15 protein-coding genes are annotated in these 19,850 nt (G+C 52.8%); all 15 read left to right on the top strand.

What is annotated here, in order from left to right; translation table 11 throughout:
* The first annotated feature begins 9 nt into the window (after positions 1 to 9).
* The 15 genes from murA (at position 10) to PORAS_RS07345 (ending at position 19,806) form a co-directional block, all read left to right on the top strand.
* Positions 10 to 1,320, top strand: coding sequence for a UDP-N-acetylglucosamine 1-carboxyvinyltransferase (gene murA, locus PORAS_RS07415; protein ID WP_004331208.1), 1,311 nt, complete (start codon positions 10 to 12; stop codon positions 1,318 to 1,320).
* A complete protein-coding gene (gene rimM / locus PORAS_RS07410) occupies positions 1,313 to 1,858 on the top strand; it encodes a ribosome maturation factor RimM (RefSeq protein ID WP_013760776.1) in 546 nt (181 codons plus the stop codon). Before murA ends, rimM begins: the two co-directional genes overlap by 8 nt.
* A gap of 32 nt (positions 1,859 to 1,890) precedes the next feature.
* Entirely contained in the window at positions 1,891 to 3,036 is a 1,146-nt protein-coding gene (gene dxr / locus PORAS_RS07405) for a 1-deoxy-D-xylulose-5-phosphate reductoisomerase (protein WP_013760775.1), read from the top strand.
* Positions 3,037 to 3,493: 457 nt separating this feature from the next.
* Complete coding sequence (locus tag PORAS_RS07400) at positions 3,494 to 5,017, top strand: PBP1 and LysM peptidoglycan-binding domain-containing protein (protein WP_013760774.1); 1,524 nt, start codon at positions 3,494 to 3,496, stop codon at positions 5,015 to 5,017.
* A 9-nt stretch (positions 5,018 to 5,026) separates the two neighbouring features.
* The gene (locus PORAS_RS07395) at positions 5,027 to 5,704 is read left to right on the top strand and encodes a porin family protein (protein WP_013760773.1); all 678 of its coding nucleotides are present in this window, start codon (positions 5,027 to 5,029) and stop codon (positions 5,702 to 5,704) included.
* Positions 5,704 to 6,393 carry a CPBP family intramembrane glutamic endopeptidase gene (locus tag PORAS_RS07390; RefSeq protein ID WP_013760772.1) on the top strand — a complete coding sequence of 230 codons (690 nt, stop codon included), beginning with the start codon at positions 5,704 to 5,706 and terminating at the stop codon, positions 6,391 to 6,393. The genes PORAS_RS07395 and PORAS_RS07390 overlap by 1 nt, the downstream gene beginning before the upstream one ends.
* Positions 6,383 to 9,373, top strand: coding sequence for a PD-(D/E)XK nuclease family protein (locus PORAS_RS07385; protein WP_013760771.1), 2,991 nt, complete (start codon positions 6,383 to 6,385; stop codon positions 9,371 to 9,373). Before PORAS_RS07390 ends, PORAS_RS07385 begins: the two co-directional genes overlap by 11 nt.
* Before the next feature lie 40 nt (positions 9,374 to 9,413).
* Complete coding sequence (locus PORAS_RS07380; protein WP_013760770.1) at positions 9,414 to 10,811, top strand: T9SS type B sorting domain-containing protein; 1,398 nt, start codon at positions 9,414 to 9,416, stop codon at positions 10,809 to 10,811.
* An 18-nt stretch (positions 10,812 to 10,829) separates the two neighbouring features.
* Complete coding sequence (locus PORAS_RS07375) at positions 10,830 to 11,444, top strand: IMPACT family protein (RefSeq protein WP_013760769.1); 615 nt, start codon at positions 10,830 to 10,832, stop codon at positions 11,442 to 11,444.
* A 137-nt stretch (positions 11,445 to 11,581) separates the two neighbouring features.
* Positions 11,582 to 12,313 carry a 16S rRNA (cytidine(1402)-2'-O)-methyltransferase gene (gene rsmI, locus PORAS_RS07370; protein ID WP_013760768.1) on the top strand — a complete coding sequence of 244 codons (732 nt, stop codon included), beginning with the start codon at positions 11,582 to 11,584 and terminating at the stop codon, positions 12,311 to 12,313.
* Positions 12,310 to 13,161, top strand: coding sequence for a Cbp1 family collagen-binding glycoprotein adhesin (locus PORAS_RS07365; RefSeq protein WP_004331234.1), 852 nt, complete (start codon positions 12,310 to 12,312; stop codon positions 13,159 to 13,161). The genes rsmI and PORAS_RS07365 overlap by 4 nt, the downstream gene beginning before the upstream one ends.
* A gap of 99 nt (positions 13,162 to 13,260) precedes the next feature.
* Positions 13,261 to 13,989 (top strand): YjjG family noncanonical pyrimidine nucleotidase, encoded by a 729-nt coding sequence (locus PORAS_RS07360; protein WP_013760767.1) that lies wholly within the window; start codon positions 13,261 to 13,263, stop codon positions 13,987 to 13,989.
* Positions 13,986 to 14,717 (top strand): DNA repair protein RecO, encoded by a 732-nt coding sequence (recO, locus tag PORAS_RS07355; protein WP_013760766.1) that lies wholly within the window; start codon positions 13,986 to 13,988, stop codon positions 14,715 to 14,717. The genes PORAS_RS07360 and recO overlap by 4 nt, the downstream gene beginning before the upstream one ends.
* 663 nt (positions 14,718 to 15,380) lie before the next feature.
* Positions 15,381 to 18,263, top strand: a complete 2,883-nt coding sequence (locus tag PORAS_RS07350; RefSeq protein WP_013760765.1) for a T9SS type A sorting domain-containing protein — start codon at positions 15,381 to 15,383, stop codon at positions 18,261 to 18,263.
* Positions 18,264 to 18,366: 103 nt separating this feature from the next.
* On the top strand, positions 18,367 to 19,806 hold the full coding sequence (locus tag PORAS_RS07345) for a hypothetical protein (protein WP_013760764.1): 1,440 nt from the start codon (positions 18,367 to 18,369) through the stop codon (positions 19,804 to 19,806).
* Positions 19,807 to 19,850 lie beyond the last annotated feature (44 nt).

Here is a 19,850-nt window from a genome sequence, read left to right as displayed (position 1 = left end):
CACTAGCTTATGGCATCTTACATCATCGAGGGAGGTCACAGACTCCATGGCGAGGTAACCATACAAGGAGCTAAAAACGAAGCGCTCCAAGTCATCGCCGCCACCTTACTAACCAGCGAAGAGGTCATCCTAGAGAATGTACCTGACATCCTCGATGTCAACAACCTCATCAAGCTCGTACAGCTCCTCGGTGTCGAGGTGACACGACTCAGCCACGACAGCTATCGCTTTAGGGCTCAGGAGATAGATCTAGACTTCGTCGACTCCCCGCAGTTCCTCCATGAGAGCAAAATCTTGCGAGGCTCCGTCCTACTCGTCGGTCCTCTCGTCGGGCGTTGTAGGCATGCGGTCTTTCCCAAGCCCGGCGGTGATCAGATAGGACGTCGTCGACTAGACACGCACTTGATCGGCATAGCCACCCTAGGGGCGGAGTGCGAGTATGATCAGGAGCGTAGAGCCTTTCGCATAGAGGTGCCACAGCTACGAGGAGCTTATATGCACCTCGAGGAAGCCTCCGTGACAGGCACTGCTAACGTGATCATGTCGGCAGTCCTTGCAGAGGGCAAGACGACCATATATAATGCTGCTTGCGAACCGTACATACAGCAACTCTGCCGTATGCTCGTCTCTATGGGAGCCCGCATCTCTGGTATCGGCTCTAATCTGCTCACCATCGATGGTGTCGAGCGACTACACGGCACGAAGCACCGCATCCTACCCGATATGATCGAGGTAGGTAGCTTCATCGGCATCGCGGCCATGACGCAGAGCGAGCTAACGCTCAAGGACGTTGGTCTGCCCGACCTAGGACTCATCCCGCAGATGTTTCGCAAGCTCGGCATCGAGATCATAGAGCGAGGCGATGACCTCATCATACCCGCCAGAGAGAGCTACGAGATAGAGACCTTTATGGATGGCTCTATTCTCACCATTGCCGATGCGCCGTGGCCGGGACTAACGCCAGACCTGCTGAGCGTCTTCCTTGTTGTGGCAACACAAGCCAAGGGAACCGTCCTCATTCATCAGAAAATGTTTGAGAGCCGTCTCTTCTTTGTGGACAAGCTCATCGATATGGGCGCACAGATCATCCTCTGCGACCCACACCGAGCAGTCGTCGTGGGCAAGGACCACCAGACCCGCCTGCGTCCTGCCGTGATGGCTTCACCAGATATACGCGCTGGTATCGCTCTCTTGATAGCAGCACTGAGTGCCGATGGCACCAGTGTGGTCAACAACGCCGAGCAGATAGATCGTGGCTACCAGCATTTACACGAGCGGCTCAACGCTCTAGGTGCTCACATTGAGAGACGCGATGAGTAGTACCACCGCCTTTACTGTGCCGGAGCTCACGCCCATTGGCCACTTAGGCAAGCCACACGGCGTGCGTGGTGAGCTAGTCGCTTACCTAACCATCGAGCTAGAGACACTATGCAGTGATCCTAGCTGCGAAACCTTTTACCTCTTTGCCGAGATCGATGCGCTACCCGTGCCGTACCAGCTCCTGAGCTATCGCAGCAAGGGTGACAGCTACCTGCTCACCCTGGCGCATGTCGCTGACCGATCCATCGCCGAGCAGATGACTGGGTGGCGCCTCTTCGTTCCCACGGAGCTACTAGCAGAGAGCGAGGTCGCTTATAGCTGGGATCACTTCATCGGCTTCCGAGTGGTCACTCCCGAGGAAGAGCTTGTCGGCACGATCCTAGAGGTCAATGACCAAACGGAAAACATCCTCCTCACCATCGAGAGCTCCGACGGCTCCCAGCGCTTGATCCCTATCCACGAGGAGCTCGTCGAGGCGATAGATCCTGAGAGCAAAACCATTCAGCTACATATACCCCAAGGGCTACTAGACTTGTAAGCCCACTCCTTTTCTCAAGCAGACTACACACTATGCGACGCATCGCACTCTTTGGCTCGACAGGCAGTATCGGCACCCAAGCACTGGAGGTCATCTCCTTTCATCCCGAGCTGCTCTCCGTCTATGCCCTCACCACTCATCGCAACGTACCCCTCCTCGTAGAGCAGGCGGAGAAATACCATCCGGCCATCGTGGTCGTAGCTGACGAAAATGCCGCCACAGAGCAGGCCGCACTCCTCAAAGGACTAACCTGCACCGTGCTCGTTGGCGCCGAGGGGCTCTGCGAACTGGCGCAGCATAGCGACTACGACGTCATGCTCTCCGCTCTTGTTGGCTTTGCCGGTCTGCGTCCCACTCTCCTAGCTATTGAGAGCGGTCATGAGATCGCTCTAGCCAATAAGGAGACTCTCGTGGTAGCTGGTCAGCTCATTATGCGCTCTGCTCGGGAGCATGGTGTGCGCATCCTCCCTGTGGACTCAGAGCACTCTGCCATCTACCAATGCTTGATGGGCGAGGGGACCCCTCTGGAGCGTATCTGGCTCACGGCTAGTGGAGGTCCCTTCTGGCAGATGCCTCTCGACAAGCTAAGTCAGGTCACCGTAGCTGACGCCCTCCATCATCCACGCTGGTCAATGGGCGCTAAGGTGACGATCGACTCGGCGACGATGATGAACAAAGGCTTTGAGATGATGGAGGCGTGTCACCTCTTTGCCGTCACGGCAGATCAGATCTCTATCTTGATACACCCCGAGAGTGTCGTGCACTCGATGGTGCAGTTTGCCGATGGTTCGGTCAAAGCGCAGCTAGCCGTCCCCGATATGCGTCTCCCGATCAGCCTAGCGCTCCATGGTGGCGTGCGAGAGCCGCTGCCCATAGCTCGTCAGCCGTTTGTCGGAACGACGCTACACTTTGAGGAGCCAGACGCTGCTCACTTCCCCTGCTTGGGTCTCGCTTTCGAAGCGTTCCGACAGGGAGGAAATATCCCCTGCTTGCTCAATGCTGCCAACGAGGTCGCTGTGCGCGCTTTCCTCGATGAGCGGATCGGCTTCACCGAGATAGCGCAGCTTATCGAGCCCATTATGACTGCTGTCGCCTATGACGCTACCCCGACGCTCGAAGCTTTGCTACACTACCACGACGTAGCGACCGCCTTAGCCACGGAGCAGCTTCCACGCTAGTTATCTTGCCAAACAAACATCTGTGAGTCCTCGTAGTTTTTACTACGGGGACTTTTGCTTAATTCCTATTTTGAGGTAAAAGGTTCGAGGTCGGCGTATTTTGATCAACTGAGACCATAAAAACAGAATATCCACGTGGAGATTTTCGATTTCCCACGTGGATATTTTTTATTCTCCACGTAGGCGCGAATCATTTCCTCCGAAGTTTCATTTGATTCCTCCGAAGTTTCATTTCGTCCCTACGTAGGCATTTTTCATTCTCCACGTGGAGATTTGAAAATTTCCACGTGGGGATCTACCCCTTCTGAGGCAAGTGCCTATTGTGGCATAAAAGATCCCTATCACATGTTAGTGGTTCCCTCCATCACCTAGGTGAAACTAAAATCCCTTGGGGCGAACGGTTGACCAAGAGTGCTATTTATACTACCTTTGTCTCTAGTAAAACAAAGATGAACCGATGAAACAGATATTACAGCGTCTCCTCTTGCTCGTCGTGAGCCTGCTCCTGGTCACGACGACGCTCATGGCACAGGCTCCTCTGCGGCATGTAGTCAAGAAGTTGGAGACCGTCTACTCAATCTCCAAGCGCTATGGTGTCTCCGAGGAGGAGATATACCGGCTCAATGAGGGCAGTCAGTTGGGTATCCGTGAGGGACAGACGCTCCTGATCCCTCAGCGTAAGCCAGACACGATTTATGTCGAGGCTCCGGCGGTCGCCCAGGTTGAGCCGGGCATTCACGTGGTGCAGTCTGGCGAGACGCTCTACAGCATCAGCCGTAAGTATGGGCTGACGGTGAGCCAGCTCCTAGAGCTCAACCCGCAAAAGCATGATGCGCAGATCGCAGTAGGGGAGCGGGTGATAGTAGTCTCAGGAGCTAAGCTTGAGCAGGGCCCCAATCCGCTGAATGGTACTCAGATAGAGCAGGTGCGGGTAGCTCTGATACTACCTCTGCGAGAGAGTGGGCAGCCTAGTCGCTATCTGCACTTTTACGAGGGAGCACTCCTAGCTATCGAGCGGTTGCAGCGTCAGGGCGTGAACATTGATCTGCAGGTCGATGCCGCCGTCAATCGCTCAGCACTCGAGCAGCTCCTCAAGAGCAAGGAAGGAGAGCAGTACGACCTGATCATCGGCGGTGACTCAGAGCAGAGCGTAGAGCTACTGGCTCAGCACGCTAAGGCACAGCAGGCGGTCTATCTCTCGCCCTTCATATGGCAGAGCGGTAAGGGGCAGCTGTATAACCACTTCTTCCAGCTCAACCCCGCACAGTATCGTGTCACGCAGAGATTGCAAAGAGCTTTTGTCGAGCGTTATGCGGGCTGTCAAGTACTCCTCGTGCGTTGTGGCGAGGGGGATCAGACGGACAAGTTTGAGGCTATAGAGACGGCTTGTCGAGAGGCGGGCATAGCGATGCAGAGTCGCTCTCTACGGGAGCTGGCTGTCGGACAGTGGCCTCGCCAGAGTAGCAAGAAGTGTGTGATCCTGCTTAACTCAAGCAAGCAAAAAGATCTCAAAGCGGTACTAGATGCTATGCGTGATGCGCAGCTCTCGACGAGAGACTATCAGCTTTTCGGCTATCCGCAGTGGCAGACCTATGGCAAGAATATGGATGAGCGTCTGCAAGCGGTGGGGGCTACGATCTTCTCCACTTTTTACTGGGATAGGGACCTCCCCGAGAGTCAGCAAGTTAGAGATGCGTACAAGCATTGGTATGGACGTGATATAGAGGAGGGCTACCCAAGCTATGCCCTGCTGGGCTATGACGTGGTGCGCTACTTCATAGCCGCTCTCTCATCGTATGGACGGAGCTTCCAGCAGTACCAGCATCAGCTGCCTAGTGATGGTCTGCAGTCGGGATTTCTCTTTGCACCAGCTGTCACGGGGCGTGGCTCTAAAAGAGGGGGCTACACGAACTTGAACCTCTTCTTCATTACTTATAGTCCACGGGGAATGCAGCGTCAGCAGATCCCTCTGGCAGAGTAGATCAGCCCTATGCGAAGCTTGATGAAATGGTGGAGCGGACTGCTCCTCATACTCCTCTGCTCCGTACTCCCCGCACAGGCTCAGCGCTCGCAGCTGAAGCCTCTAGAGGTGCGCATAGGGGGTGGTGGAGGTGTGAGTGGCTCAATGCTCGACCTGGTGCCACGTGTGGAGATGCTGCCCCACCTAGGAGCTATGGGCTACGTGGGGGTGCTGCTGACTAATCAGAAATATACGGGTATGACGATGCGTCTCTCTTACGAGCAGCGGGGATGGCGAGAGGAGTATACAGAGCCGATCGCTTATAGCTTCTCAAGAGATATGGACTTCATTGACCTGACGCTGATGGCACACATCTACTATCCTTTTGGTCCCTTTCAGCTGGGACTAGAGGTGGGTCCAAGTGTGGGCTACATCATACGAGACGTGAGCAGTCCCACACCGAGCGAAGAGACGCGAGCCGTCGTGCAGAGACGTCATGTCTATCCGCTCTTTAGCAAGTTCTCCTGGGGACTCAAAGGTGGTCCCGTCATGAGCCTAGACATAGCGCAGAGGCATAGGATCACGCTGAGCGGACACTTCTACTATGGTTTGAGTGACATCTTTGCTACGACCGTGCGCGACGATTACGGTCGTGCGGGCGAACTGGGCGTCACGGTGGGGCTGGGCTATTACTTCAAGGTGCGCTGATGCTGGTCTTACTGCTCCTATACTCTTTAATCCTCTTTGTGGTGACTTACCCACTGCTTCCAGTCTCCTTGGTGGGTGTCATCGCCTTCGGAGGTAGTGCACTACTTGCCTCTTGGACCTACCTATGGGGCTACCGATGGCTCTACCATCAGCCTGCTCCGCAGGAGCCTTGTGCACTACTAGCCTTACCACTCCAACCTCTCAGACGATACTTGATGGGGGTGAAGCCTGTACGCTGCCTCCTCTACGCAATCCTTGCGGTGCTCATCTATCTACTGCTCACATGGGGTAACGAAGCACTCGTCGCCGTATGGCCAGAGGGGTGGGGCGGTGCTTGGCTACGCAACTGGAGCAAGCTGGTCGAGGAGGCGCAGACGACGCTCATAGAGGACTCAAATATAGGATGGTCTCTCCTCATCGTCGGGGTGCTGACGCCGATTGCCGAGGAACTCTTCTTCCGAGGGGCGCTCATGGGGTGGATGATGCTGAGGCACTTTCCACGCTGGAGCGTCATCCTCCTTCCAGCACTACTCTTTACCGTGATGCATCTCAATCCCGTGGGCATGCTGCCGATCTTCTTTCTTGCCCTCTTGCTGGGTTACCTTCGCTGGGCTGCGGACTCACTCTGGCCATCGGTCGCGCTACACATGCTTAATAACCTTTTAGTCTTGGGTATCTATGGACTCTAGTGACAACTTCCTCTCGCAGGTCGTCAGGCGACTGCGCAGTAATGGCACTCCGCTGAGAGAGCAGCTGCTGGTGGTGCCGACGAAGCGTGCCGGCACATTCTTACAGCGTGAGCTCGTCGCGCAACTGGTCGATGCTGCCACTATCCTGCCTCGCATCGTCACTATCGATGAGTGGATCACTGAGATGAGTGGACGGGTTATCCTAGACAATACGGCACTCATATCGATACTCTATGAGGTCTACGCAGCTTATCTAGCGGAGCAGGGCGAGGAAAAGGCGGCGACAGATCAGATGCTCCGCCTGAGCCAGACGGAGCGCATGCTGCGAGACTTCCAAGATATGGATCTAGCCTTGGCAAATGTGGAGATGCTCTTGGGAAATCTCGAGGAGCTGGATGCTTTTGATGACTACTCCTTCTTAACAGAAGAGGAGTGTGAAGCAATTCGAAAGTTTTGGACCACACTGCCTAAAGACTTTTTCAAAAAACCGCAAGGCGAGGAGTATCTCCACTTCTCCGTCGTTTGGAGAGAGATTTACAAGCGATTTAATACGCGTTTAACCGAGCTCGGGGTGGCGTACCGAGCAGCAGCTTATAGGCTCGTTGCAGAGCGAGACTTTACTGACGATGATCTACTCAAAGAGCTACGTCGTCATAGTGGCTCGAAGATCAGCTTGGTCTCCTTCATAGGGCTTTATAACCTAACGCCAGCGGAGCAGAAGATCATCAAGAAGCTACAGATAGCCAGTGCTGAGGCTCTTAATCTGCAGCTTTACTGGCAAAAGGTTTCGCTAGACGCTACAGACGAATTTACAGATCATCTCTATCGTACGATAGAGCAAAATGTCGAGCTCCTCGGGGGCGAGATCATAGACGGAGGAGTGGCTCGTGTGTATTCGCCAAAGATTCATCTGCTCTCGCTCAACTCGACCATTCTCCAGCCACAAGTGGTCAACAGTCTCATCGATAAGATTATCGAGCACGATCCTAAAGCACCTGAGGAGCTGCGCATAGCGATCGTCCTCAATGATGAGAAGACACTCATTCCCTTGATGAAGTCGCTCAAGCAACCGACCTGCACATCGCTCAACGTGACGATGGGCTACCCCCTCCAGTACACCTCTGTGGCGACCTGGATACGTAGGTACCTAAACATCTTCGGTCTCGTGAGTCCCTTGGATAGAGAGCTAGCTCGTGTCAAGCTCACCTGTTCACGCTTACAGCTGTGGCTGGCGGCTCCCTTGACGCGCAAGCTCTTTGGCGAGCTGACGACTACCCTGATGGATCAGATAGCTCTGCACCACTACGCCATCACAGCGTCGGAGCTGCGTAAGATCATAGAGGAGCTTACGAATGGGGCTGATGAGGCGGTGCGACAGCCTCTCCTAGAGATACTCACACCCAGCTTCACTGGTAAAGAGCTACTCGGCCGTGTAGGGCAACTGCTAGAGCTGCTCAAAGGGACCTCGTCAGTGCCAGAGGAAGAGGAGGACGAGCCTGCTGACGAGCCAATAGATCAAGTGATCCTCTCGGAAGCGCTCGACCAGATCATTCTCTATGTCACTCAAGTGTCTAACCTGTTACAACCGAATGAGAGTGATCGTCATCTGCTAGACACGCCATCACATGTCGCCTATCTCTTGGAGCAGCTGTTGGCTGTGGGGAGTATCCCCTTCGAGGGCGCTCCGCTAGAGGGCTTGCAGGAGATGGGCTTCTTGGAGACCCGTACGCTCACCTTTGACTATGTGATCATGCTCAATGTGCAGGAGGGCGATCTGCCTAAGTCGAGCCATACGACGACGCTGATCCCCGACCTATTACGGCGAGCTGCTCACATGACTACTTACCGTACGGAAGACGATACCAATGCTTACCACTTCTATCGACTCATACAGGGCGCTAAGGAAGTTTATCTACTCCAAGATACTCGCCCTAAGAGCATCTCCTCGATGGAGCCTTCGCGCTATGTGGATCAGATACGCTATCTGACAAACTTACAGCTCCAAGAGGCCGCTTATGCAGACCCACTGGAAGCGAGAGACGAGACGGTGTCCCAGATCACGGGCAAAGATGAGGAGGTGCGTGACTACCTAGAGCAACTAACTTCGGGCGAGAGGACCTTCTCTCCATCTGACCTGATCACTTACTACAAGTGCCCTTACCAGTTTTACCTTAAGAAGATAAAGGGTGTTGGCGAGCCACGACCTGAGCCTGGCGTGGTGACACAGATAGAGCTTGGCTCGATAGTGCATGAGTATCTGGAGCAGTTTTACAAAGGACTGGTACAGAAGGCTGGGGACGTGATCACTAGGGATCAGCTTGAGCATAAGGTCTCTCGTCAGACGTTGACAGACATCTATAAAGAGATTGTCTCTGACAAGAGTGCCCCAGACGATATCCTCCTGACAGATCTGGAGCGATACATCAGCAAGGCTCTGGAGATAGACCGGCTCTTGCTCGGATCCAGTGGTACGCTCCAGCTGCTGGCTAGTGAGACGAAGATAAAGAACGTCCCCTTCCAGTGGGGCACGCATACGATATACATGACTGGTCAGCCCGATCGAGTAGACAAAGTCAGTGGCGGTATCTGTCGCATCGTAGACTACAAGACGGGGTCTATCAAGCAGCCTAAGAAGCTAAAGAAACTATCCTTCGATACGCTAACAAGCTGGCGCTTTCAGAAAAACAACTATAAGCTGGGTGGCTATATGCTACAGTCTTATCTCTACGCCTTGCTCTATGCTCAGCAGCCAGAGGTTGGAATAGAGGAGCTGCAGCCTACGCTCTACTCACTGGCTCCTGCTGTACCAGCTAGTGAAGGGGCAATATACTTGGACGAACCCAAAGATCTAAACGCAATCAAAGAGATTGTATTCAAATACTTGGACTTGCTAGTAGACCCTGAGAAGAAGTTCTTCCAAACCCCCGTACAGGACATTTGCAAGGAATGCGACTACAAGACAATCTGCGGACGCAAGTAGCTTGACCTCTTGAGATACCATATATATCGTAGCACGCCACATGAAGACTAAAAGCTTGATCCTATTACTCCTCATACTCGTCAGCTCTGCCGTGACACTCTCGGCTCAGAGCGTCTCAGCCAGCCCATCTGCTAGTCCAGGCAAGCTCAGTCAGCCCTATACCCCGACGGGGCAGCAGGTACAGCTCTTGGCTTATCATCCCGCTGCTGGAGAGGGGAGTGGTGCGGTTACCTTGACCTTCCCCATAGCTACGGGAGAGCAGCTCTACAGCTACACCAACTCGATACAGGAGGCGCAGCCCGTCGCTACGGCGCAGTATGCGGGTACGACCGTCACCGTGCCAAATGCGCAGCTGGAGTGCGGGTACTTCACCGCTCAGCCTAGTCAGATCATGATGACGCGGGCCTATTACTGGATCTTTGACTACAGTCGTGTCTCTCTAGGAGATCTCACTCTGACAGCGGACTACGATGCTGCCGAGCCTTGCCAGCAGGTGACGCTCGCCCTCTCTCGTCCGCTTGCTCCCATATCCTATCACACGCTACAAGGCGCTACCATGCAGGCGGATCGTGGCTTAATAGTGCGCTACCAAGACTTAGTCTACAAGGAGGAGACTCACACCTTCACCGCAGAGCAAAAAGAAGAGCAGCTCCCCGAGACCAATGGTGGAGCGTGGCACCTGATAGCGCCGCTGACGGACACCCCCTTTGCTATCATCGGCGATCGCTTTACCGAAGGTGTGGCAGAGCAGTACGGCTTGCCCATAGAGAGTCCCGTGCTACAAGCTCGTCGTGTCGAGCTACACGCTCGCTATCGGCTGCTTAGCGCTGGTCAGTCGCAGGCGGCAGACTCGACCGCAAGCAATGCGGGACAGCTCCCCTCTAGTCTCTCGGCTCCTGCTAACGTGGAGGTAGACTTGATCGCTAATGAGCCTGCAGCGGTCATTTACCAGATAGTAATCGTCGAGGGAGCCGCCCCCTCAGAGGAAGCTCCCGTGGTGCTGCAGTTCAACGGACGACAAGCTCAGTACACCTTCGACAAGATGGGTACCTATACCCTCTACGGCACAGTGAGCGACCGTACGGCCAGTTGTACAGCTACCTCTCAGCCCGTGGTGGTAACGGTACAAAGCTCAAGGCTCGAGGTGCCGAACGTCTTTACGCCCTTTAGCAGTCCTGGGGTCAATGATCTCTTTCAGGTGGTGCATCAGTCGCTTATCTCTTTCGAAGGGCGCATCTACGACTCTTGGGGCGGACTGATCTATAGCTGGAGCGATCCTAATGGAGGCTGGGACGGCACTTGCCGAGGCAAGCCCGTGCCAAGTGGGGTCTACTACTACGTCATCACCGCTGAGGGTGCCGATGGCGTGCAGTACCACAAGAGCGGAGATGTCAATATCCTAGAGAGCGACTTCTCGCAGCAGCCCAACTTCAACTAATCTGAGGGAGCCTTACCGATGAAAGACTTTTACCACACCATTCAGTCGCCAGCCATTGACGAGCAAAACATTCAGCGGAGCCGCTTCATCGGTTACTGCTATCCAGTCTCTAGTGCTGAGGAAGCTCTGGAACGCATCTCGGAGCTGCGCAAAGAGCACTACAGTGCGACGCACGTCTGCTGGGCTTACTCGATCTATGGAGATGAGGAGTACGCGACACGCTCCAACGATGACGGAGAGCCCTCAGGTACTGCGGGCAAGCCGATCTTAGGACGCTTGCTCTCCCGTGACCTAACCGACGTAGCTGTGGCAGTCGTCCGTTACTTCGGAGGGGTCAAGCTCGGTACCAGTGGGTTGATCGATGCTTACCGCTCCACGACCGAGTTAGTCCTAGACAAGGCAACAGTTAGAGAGGTCATCCTATACAGTCGTGTCACGCTCAGCTTCCAGATGGATCTGATGGGATCCGTGATGCTCCTAGTCAAGAACTATGGTGCCGAGATCATTGCTCAGGACTACACCTCTCAGTACCATCTCACGGTACAGCTACGACAAGGTGAGATGCCCACGTTTGTTGCTGCAGCAGGGGAGATCTACGGGGTCACACTGCAAGAAGAGCAAGCTAACGAATAAGTTAGCACGCTCGTAAAAGGTTTGTAGACAACCGCCTTCTCCGCTCAGATCGGAGCAGTGATGCTAGATTCCACGAGTTTTTTGTAAGTTTGCATTGTAATTGTCTCTTGACAAGTCAAGAACGCAGTATAACTACAATGGCTCAACTAACGGTCGTACCGACCCCTATAGGTAATCTAGGAGACATCACCCTGCGTGGATTAGAAGCTCTACGTGAGGCTGATCTGATCCTTGCCGAGGACACACGCACCTCCTCCGTATTGCTGCGGCACTACGAGATAGCGAAGCCTATGGAGAGCCACCATAAGTTCAACGAATACAAGACCTCAGAGCGACTAGCTCAGCGCATTGCCGAGGGTACTTCCGTAGCGCTCATCAGCGATGCCGGTACGCCAGGCATCAATGATCCAGGAGCTATGCTCATACGAGCTTGCATCGATGCAGGCGTGACGGTCACCTGCTTGCCTGGGGCTACTGCTTTCGTTCCGGCTCTAGTCGCTAGTGGACTAGACACGTCTCGCTTTTGCTATGAAGGCTTTCTCCCCGTCAAGAAGGGGAGGCAGACACTCCTCACGGCACTAGCCACCGAGACACGCACCATCATCATCTATGAGTCGCCATATCGAGTCTGTCGCACGCTCTCAGACTTGATCACATACTTTGGCGCAGAGCGGCAGGCGGCTACTTGTCGCGAGCTGTCTAAGCTACACGAAGAGGTGCGGCGAGGTACGCTACAAGAGCTAAGCGACCACTTTGCGGAGACGGCTCCTCGAGGGGAGTTCGTCATCGTTGTAGCAGGCGCCACGCCCACCAAAACTCCCAAAAACAGCAGTAAACACATAACAGAAGATACAACTATACAATTATGAAACAGTCACTATCTCTCACTTTATCAGCATTGGTAGTAGTGCTACTAATGCTCACCGCTTGTGGTAAAAACAGTAAGCAGGAGGAAGAGCGACAGAAGGAGCTCACCGAACTGCAGTCTCTCCGCACGCAAGTTGCTGAGCAGGATTCACTAATCAATATGGTGATCCAAAACTTCGCTCAGATACAGCAGCTAGAGGGTATGATATCGCTAGATAGCAATAGCGAGGTACCCCAGTCTCAGCGTGCTAAGATCGAGGACAATCTGCGCCTGATCAATGAGAAGCTAGAGTCCAACCGTCAGACGATCGATCTTCTAAACAAGAAGCTCGCCCAGTCTGGAAACAAAAACAGCTCGCTAAAGCGTACCATCGGCACGCTACAAGATCAGCTCAATGCTAAGAATGCTGAGATCCTAGATCTCACTGAGGAGCTCAAGCGCAAGAACTACGCCATCGGTGTCCTTGACTCTATGGTCACAGGTCTGAGCAATAACGTAGAGAATCTAAGCAAGACCTCTGCAGCACAGCAAGCTGAGATAGAGCGTCAGGACGCTGCTCTCAACACGGTACGCTACTGTATCGGTACCTCTCGCGACCTTAAGGATATGAACATCGTCCGCAATGGCGAGGTCGTCACAGAGGGCTATCAGTCAGACTACTTTACGCAGATCGATCTACGCAAGGTTACTTCGATACCTCTCTATGCCAAGAAGGCAGAGCTTAAGACGAAGCACCCTGTGTCTAGCTACAAGCTGGTCAAGGGAGAGGACAAGATGCTAACTCTTGAGATCACTAATCCTAAAGAGTTCTGGAGCCTCTCTAAGATACTTGTCATACAGATCTACTAATCAGTTTCTTTACACACTACATTGATGCAAAAGGGGAGGTGCCTGAGACACCTCCCCTTTGAAGTTTATGAGAGACATCACTAGTTTGCTAGCAACCCTATGAAGTATAAAGCACTACTCTTCGACCTCGATGACACGCTCTGGGCTACCTTTGACAATAATAAGGCCAGCCTCCACAGGCTTTACGATGAGGAGGGGTGGGGGAGCTACTATGCGACCTTTGAGGACTACTTTGCCGTCTACTTCCCTCATCAGGAGCAGCTCTGGGACGACTATCGCAAGGGGTATATCAGCAAGGAGCAGTTGCTTCTAGACCGTCTGCGCTATCCACTACGGGGGCAAGTCTCGTGGAGCGACCAGCAGGTCAACATGCTCAACCAAAGGTTTATGCAGTACGTGCAGCAGCAGACGGGTCTTATACCGCATGCCCTAGAGGTGCTCGCAGGGCTACATAGAGACTACACGATCTGTATCATTAGTAATGGATTTGAAGAGACGCAGTACGGCAAGATCAATGGTTCGGGCTTGGCACCCTACATTGACAAAGTGATACTGGTCGACCATGTCGGGGTGCCTAAGCCGGCGCCCGAGTTCTTTGACTACGCACTGAAAGCAGTATCGTGTAGCCGCCAGGAAGCTGTGGTCATCGGGGATAGTTGGCCGAGTGACATCGTGGGAGCACTCAATAGTGGTATCGACTCCATCTGGTACAACCTGTGGCAAGTGCCTATGCCTCAGTATGACGATCAGCGTCACTTGGTCGATGAAATAAGGGATCTACGTGAGTTGCCCGAGATACTTGCACTGAGAGCGTCGCTAGTCTCATGATCACCACTGTCGAGGGCATCGTGCTGCGTGTCATCCCGTACTCAGACCGCTCACTCATAGCTACGCTCTACACCGACCTGTGGGGGGCTACAGCCTTCTCTGTGCCTATAGGTGGTAGGAGCCGAGCCACGAGCAACCTCTTCCAGCCACTACGAGGTCTGCAGATTACAACCCCTTCGCCAGCTAGTCAGCCCGTCAAGCTCATTCGTCAGGTACAGCTCGTCCGTGGTGCGCTCCCCTTAGCTCAGCGACCAGCCGCTAGTGGTTACTTCCTCTATCTATCCCAGCTCCTCAGAGAGTTGCTTGCACAGGAGCCTGAAGATCTGCACCTATACAATATAGTTGCGCAAGCCTTGGAACAGCTAGACGGCATGGAGACTCTTGAGGAGCTACAAGGCTTTGACCTAGCTCTGCTCGTCTCTATACTGCGTGCCAAAGGGTATCTACCCGAGGGGCTAGAGATGCGAAGCCTTGACTCAGAGATCCATAGGACACACTGGCTAGACCTCGAGCAGTGGACGATACTCCCGCTCCAGACCGACTACTCCGTGCCACTTACGCCAGAGCTCCAGAGCTCCTTGCCGAGACTCCTGCGATACGATCTAGAGCACTTTGCACCGAATAGCTTCTCGACCGCAGAGTACGAGACCCTGCGTAGACTACTGCTCCACTTCACCGAGCTCCACTCGCCCTCCTTCCGTATCAAGCACATCATGCCACTGCCCTGAGCCAGAGGAGATACGAGTAGCCTTATGTAGGGGAACTCTTTGATCTGTCGGCTTATTCCTCTTTTGAGGAGCTGGAAGAAATTTAGACTGACCTATTCTAATCAACTGAGACTATAGAACAGAATATCCACGTGGAGATTCTCAATTCTCCACGTGGATATTTTTTATTCTCCACGTAGGGACGAAACGATTCCTCCGAAGTTTCATTTGATTCCTCCGAAGTTTCATTTCGTCTCCACGTGGAGAATTTTTATTTCCTCCGTGGGGATTTATAAATCTCCACGTGGAGATTTACCCCTTCTAAGGGAAAGTCGTATCGGGGCATAAGAGATCCTGTCGATCACCTGTCAGTGCGGTCCCCTTTCAGCACCTCAAAATAGGGATTAGCCATCTGTTTCCTTCTGAGGTTTAGCGTTGTGTTGCTCAGTCACAAAACATTTTATACCTTTGCTAGAAGTCTAGAATTTGATCGAATGTGAGGCTAATAGAGCTAAATCATACTATCATATTAGTGTGTAGACACCAGTCCAGCGCCACGAGCTTGTGTGTGGTCGCTGGCGTGTGCCATGACTATGTTTGATCATGATTTATCCTCCTCATCTGAGACCTCAACAGATAATTCTATTTACGATTTAAACGACCATATAATCCTAACGAAAACTAATGAATCACCTAACGAATCGACTGATCTTACTGATCCTCATTCCGCTCTGCCTCCTCGCTGGAGCTAGTAGTGGTATCGCACAGCAATCCTTCGGAGGCACTCCACAGCTTCTAGGAGAGGGTACGCTACGTACCGCAAAGGCCGGCATATCGCTTGCTCCAGACTTCAATCCTCAAGATCTCATCCGCAAAGAGACCTGGCGCGAGGGAGAGATACAGCGCAAGACTTACAACGTTGGCAAGGTAGTCCCCTGCTCCATAGACTTCGCCACAGAGGCTGAGCTAATCGGCTCCGCAGCAGGCACTGACATCTACCGCCTAGAGATCGATATGGAGCAGAGTCCTGTAGGTCTGAACCTATACTACTCAGACTTCTTCATCCCCCAGGGCGGACGTCTCTACATCTACACCCCTGGTGGCAAGCAGCTCCTCGGAGCTTACACGCACGAGACGCACCCTAAGCATGGAGCCTTTGCCTCCGAGCCACTCAGTGGTAGCAAGCTGATACTAGACTACGAGGCTCCCCGTGGTGTTGCAATGCCCTCTGTTCAGATTAGTGGCGTAGGATACCTCTACCGCTCTGTAATGCAGGCTAAGGTGGGGCATGGTATAGAGAGTGAAGACGCATCAGATCCAGCTAAGGATAGGTACTGCCAGATCAATGTCAATTGCCCCGAGGGCGATAAGTGGCAGGAGCAGAAGAGTAGCTCGGTCATCTATATGCCTGTCTTTGCTGATGGCAACATAAGCTGGTGCTCGGGCAATCTCATCAACAATGTAAATGGAGACTTCAAGCCCTATATCCTCACAGCAGCACACTGCTCAGGCGAAGAAGCTACGGACGACCCTAAGGTGGGAAAGTTCAACGGAGGCTTTGGCATAGATCAGAGCAAGATGGATCAGTGGCTCTTTGGCTTCCACTATGAGAAGCCTCGCTGCAACAATAGTGACTATGGCTTTCAAACCACAAAGACACTCGCTGGCGCTACTATACGTACCTACACCTCCGTCTATGGTTACTCCGATGGTATGCTCCTAGAGCTCAACGAAGAGATACCTCTCGACTACCGTGTCTACTACTCTGGCTGGAATGCGACGGAGCAGACCTGGCAGACGGGAGCTGGCATCCATCACCCAGCAGGAGATGCGACCAAGATCGCTCTTTATAATGGGGGCATGGGTATCGGTCAGTGGGTCGAAGGCTCTGCGTGGCTGACTACAGCATTAGGAGGTCAGGATGATCACTACAAGCTGATGTTTTACAAGGGAAATACTGAGGGAGGATCCTCAGGCTCTCCACTATATAATGCAGATAATGAGCAGATTGCTACCCTCACGGGCGGAAGAACTGCTCCATGTTCTCAAGACGGCTTCTATGGTCGCCTCAGTTCACACTTCAATAAGTACAGTGCCAAGGGTGATCTATACCACATGGATATGTTCCTCGATCCAGACAGTACAGGGGTACTTAAGGTGGCAGGCACATGGCGTGAGGGCTACAAGCCTTTTCTCCCCATAGGAGAGCTACGTGGCAAGCTGGATCTGAAAGATCCTCTCAAGGTAGAGCTCGAGTGGGATGCAGTACCTGCTCACACACAGGGCTACCCCATCACCTATAAGATATATCGCAACGGTACGCCTCTGACAGAGGTGTCTGACACGACCTACACAGACGAGCTCACGCATAGTCTGACGAGTCAAGGCTCTGTCCACTACGCCATAGAGGCACTCTACGATGTCGCGGGCAAGAAGATCTCTACGCCAGCAGCTTACCGTACGATCTATACGGGCAAACTAGTTACAGAGGTAGATGCTACAATCCAAAAAGGAGAAACTACAGGCGTATCAGTCTCTTGGTCAGCTCCTCTCAATACACAGACTATCTCTAAGATTGCTGATAGAGACAAGGTGCATGCGGTGAAAGCATCTTCTAAGTTCGTAAATCAACTTGCTTACTATGGATATTCTGAGATACGTTACTTTGACAAGTTCCGTCTAGGGCACTCACCCTTTGACAAGCCTCTATATGTACATCAGATCAATGTCCTCCCTGTGGCAAGTGCCAATGGTAAGCTACACTACCTCTACCTACGCCAAAAGCTCAATGAGAGCCGTGAATATGCTCAGTACTATAGAAGCCCTAAGGAAAAGGATGTGACAGGAGCTCCTGAGTGGCTCTCGATCCCGCTCAAGAAGCCCTTTAAGCTAAACATGGAGGAGAATCTCGAGGTAGGATTTAAGATCCAGACGAGCTCCCCACACGATGTATACATCGATACAAACTCCAAGGATAAGTACCTAGAAGTAGATGGAGGGCTTATCTCTGTTTTTGTGAGCGGTACGTTCCAGGCGGCACCTAACTTTACAGACCAAGGCTATATGGCTATCGAGCTGGTCGTATCTGACAATCCTACACTCAGCGGTGACACTATTCGCGAGACCCTCACTCGTGGTTCACTGCCCGTACCCTTCCCAGAGGTCAAGGGCTATGCCATCTATCGCAACGATGAGAAGGTTGGAGAGACAGATCCATCCATACTATCTTATCAAGACAACGAGGGCAAGGAGGGTGATAACTACCGCATCGTAGTACTATACGATGCTCCCAAGCAGCTATCTATCGATCAGAGCATGACGGAGGGTAAGAAGCCCTATCTCTACCCATCGGTCATCAGCGACATGGCTACCCTGTCTGAAGCTGACGAGGCACTATCGCTACAACTCTACGATCTCTCAGGGCGCTGTCTCCTGACACTGCAAGGTGATGCACTGCGTAGCTCTATCGATCTGAGAGATCTACCAGAGGGCTCATACATCGCACTCATACGCACTACGCAAGAGACCTTTACGCAGAGAGTTATGATTAAACGAAATCAACTCTAAACACTCTAAGTAAGCAAAGGTGGCTGGGGGGATAAGAGTCTCCTAAGAGACTACTCCTCAGCACCTAACTTAGCAGATTACAAACCCTAAACCAACAAATACCATGATGAGGATAACAAGATCTATATTTCTACTCGTGATCGTCGCCCTCTCATCATATATATGGAGTGCGGCACAGGTAGACTGGGATGACGATGTATACTACGTCCCTTCTAGTACGCCCCAGCAGCAAAGTCGCTCTAACGACCCGTGGAGCGATGATGAGTATCAGTATGATGGGCAAGACCCTCTCGACGCTTACAACCGCCGTGGAGAGGAGTATCAAGGTGAGCGAGGACGGAGCTACTCCTCATCACAACAACCTAAGAAAGGGGTAGGCAAGTACAGCCGTCGCATCATGCGCTTTCACAACCCCGCTACAGTATACATATACGACTCTGACAATGTAGATGTGTACTACGACGAGGATGGTACCTACGGTATCTACAACTATCCCGATCGTTACGACTACGTAGCAGATCGCTATAATCCGGTCGGCATCTCTATCAATCTGTGGAGTCCCGGCTGGTACTCCTCTTGGGATTACTACTATGACTATATGTGGTATAGCTCGTGGTATCCATGGTACACAAACCGATACCCCTATCCTTACAGCTGGGGTGGCTACGGCTATTGGGGACCTTCTATTTGGTACACCAATCCCTGGTCATGGGGCGGTAGCTATTGGTACGGATACTATCCACATTACGGAGGCTACGGTTACGGAGCCGGCTATAACAATGGTTTTTGGGATGGTTACTATGCAGGCATCTACGACCCATACTATGGTAACTATGTCAATCCATCAACTTACTACTCTAATGGTCGTCTAGGTAGTCGATACTACGATAGAGGTAATAGCAGCAATCCGCGTGCTACGCGAGGCAACCAAGGCACGCTCTCGGGCAATGCTCGTAGAGGTTCGCTAGATCAGTCGACTAGTCGCAATGAAGTGGCCAATCGTGGCAACTTCTGGAAGGATGATCGCAATCGTGTCTATGACAATACACAGGGACGCAGTGCTCGTGGATCCTACGATCAGTCTAGCGGCACACGCCGTGGTTCCTCTGAGCAGTACCAGATAGGCTCCGCTCGCTCTCGTCGTGGGTCCTACTTTGAGAATAATAGTACGATGAGACAGGAGCGACCAGTCTCTCCAGCGAATCGCAACTATAATCCAGGGACCACTCGTTCACGTCGTGGTAACTATGAGACGCCAAGTAATCGCAGAAGCTACGACACACCAAGTAACAGCAGACGCTACGATACGCCAAGCAATAGAAGCTCTCGTAGCAACTCCAGCTCCTCTGTACGCTCTAGTCGAGGTAATAGCAGCTGGCAGGGAAGCTCTAGCTCCTCCGCTCGCAGCAGTCGTAGTTATGACTCTCCCAGCAGCTCTAGATCATCCTCTAGTAGCTTTGGATCTTCGTCCTCCTCATCACGGAGCAGCAGCTCGTCTGGTAGCTCCTCTTCTTCTGGTCGTAGTGCTAGAGGACGCCGATAATAGACACTTCTAAGTATGAGACTTGTATCATTAGCCACTGCACG

The organism is Porphyromonas asaccharolytica DSM 20707, assembly GCF_000212375.1.
GTDB classification, from domain to species: domain Bacteria; phylum Bacteroidota; class Bacteroidia; order Bacteroidales; family Porphyromonadaceae; genus Porphyromonas; species Porphyromonas asaccharolytica.
The sequence above is the reverse complement of the archived record's forward strand: the minus strand, read 5'-3'. Positions and strand labels throughout refer to the sequence as shown.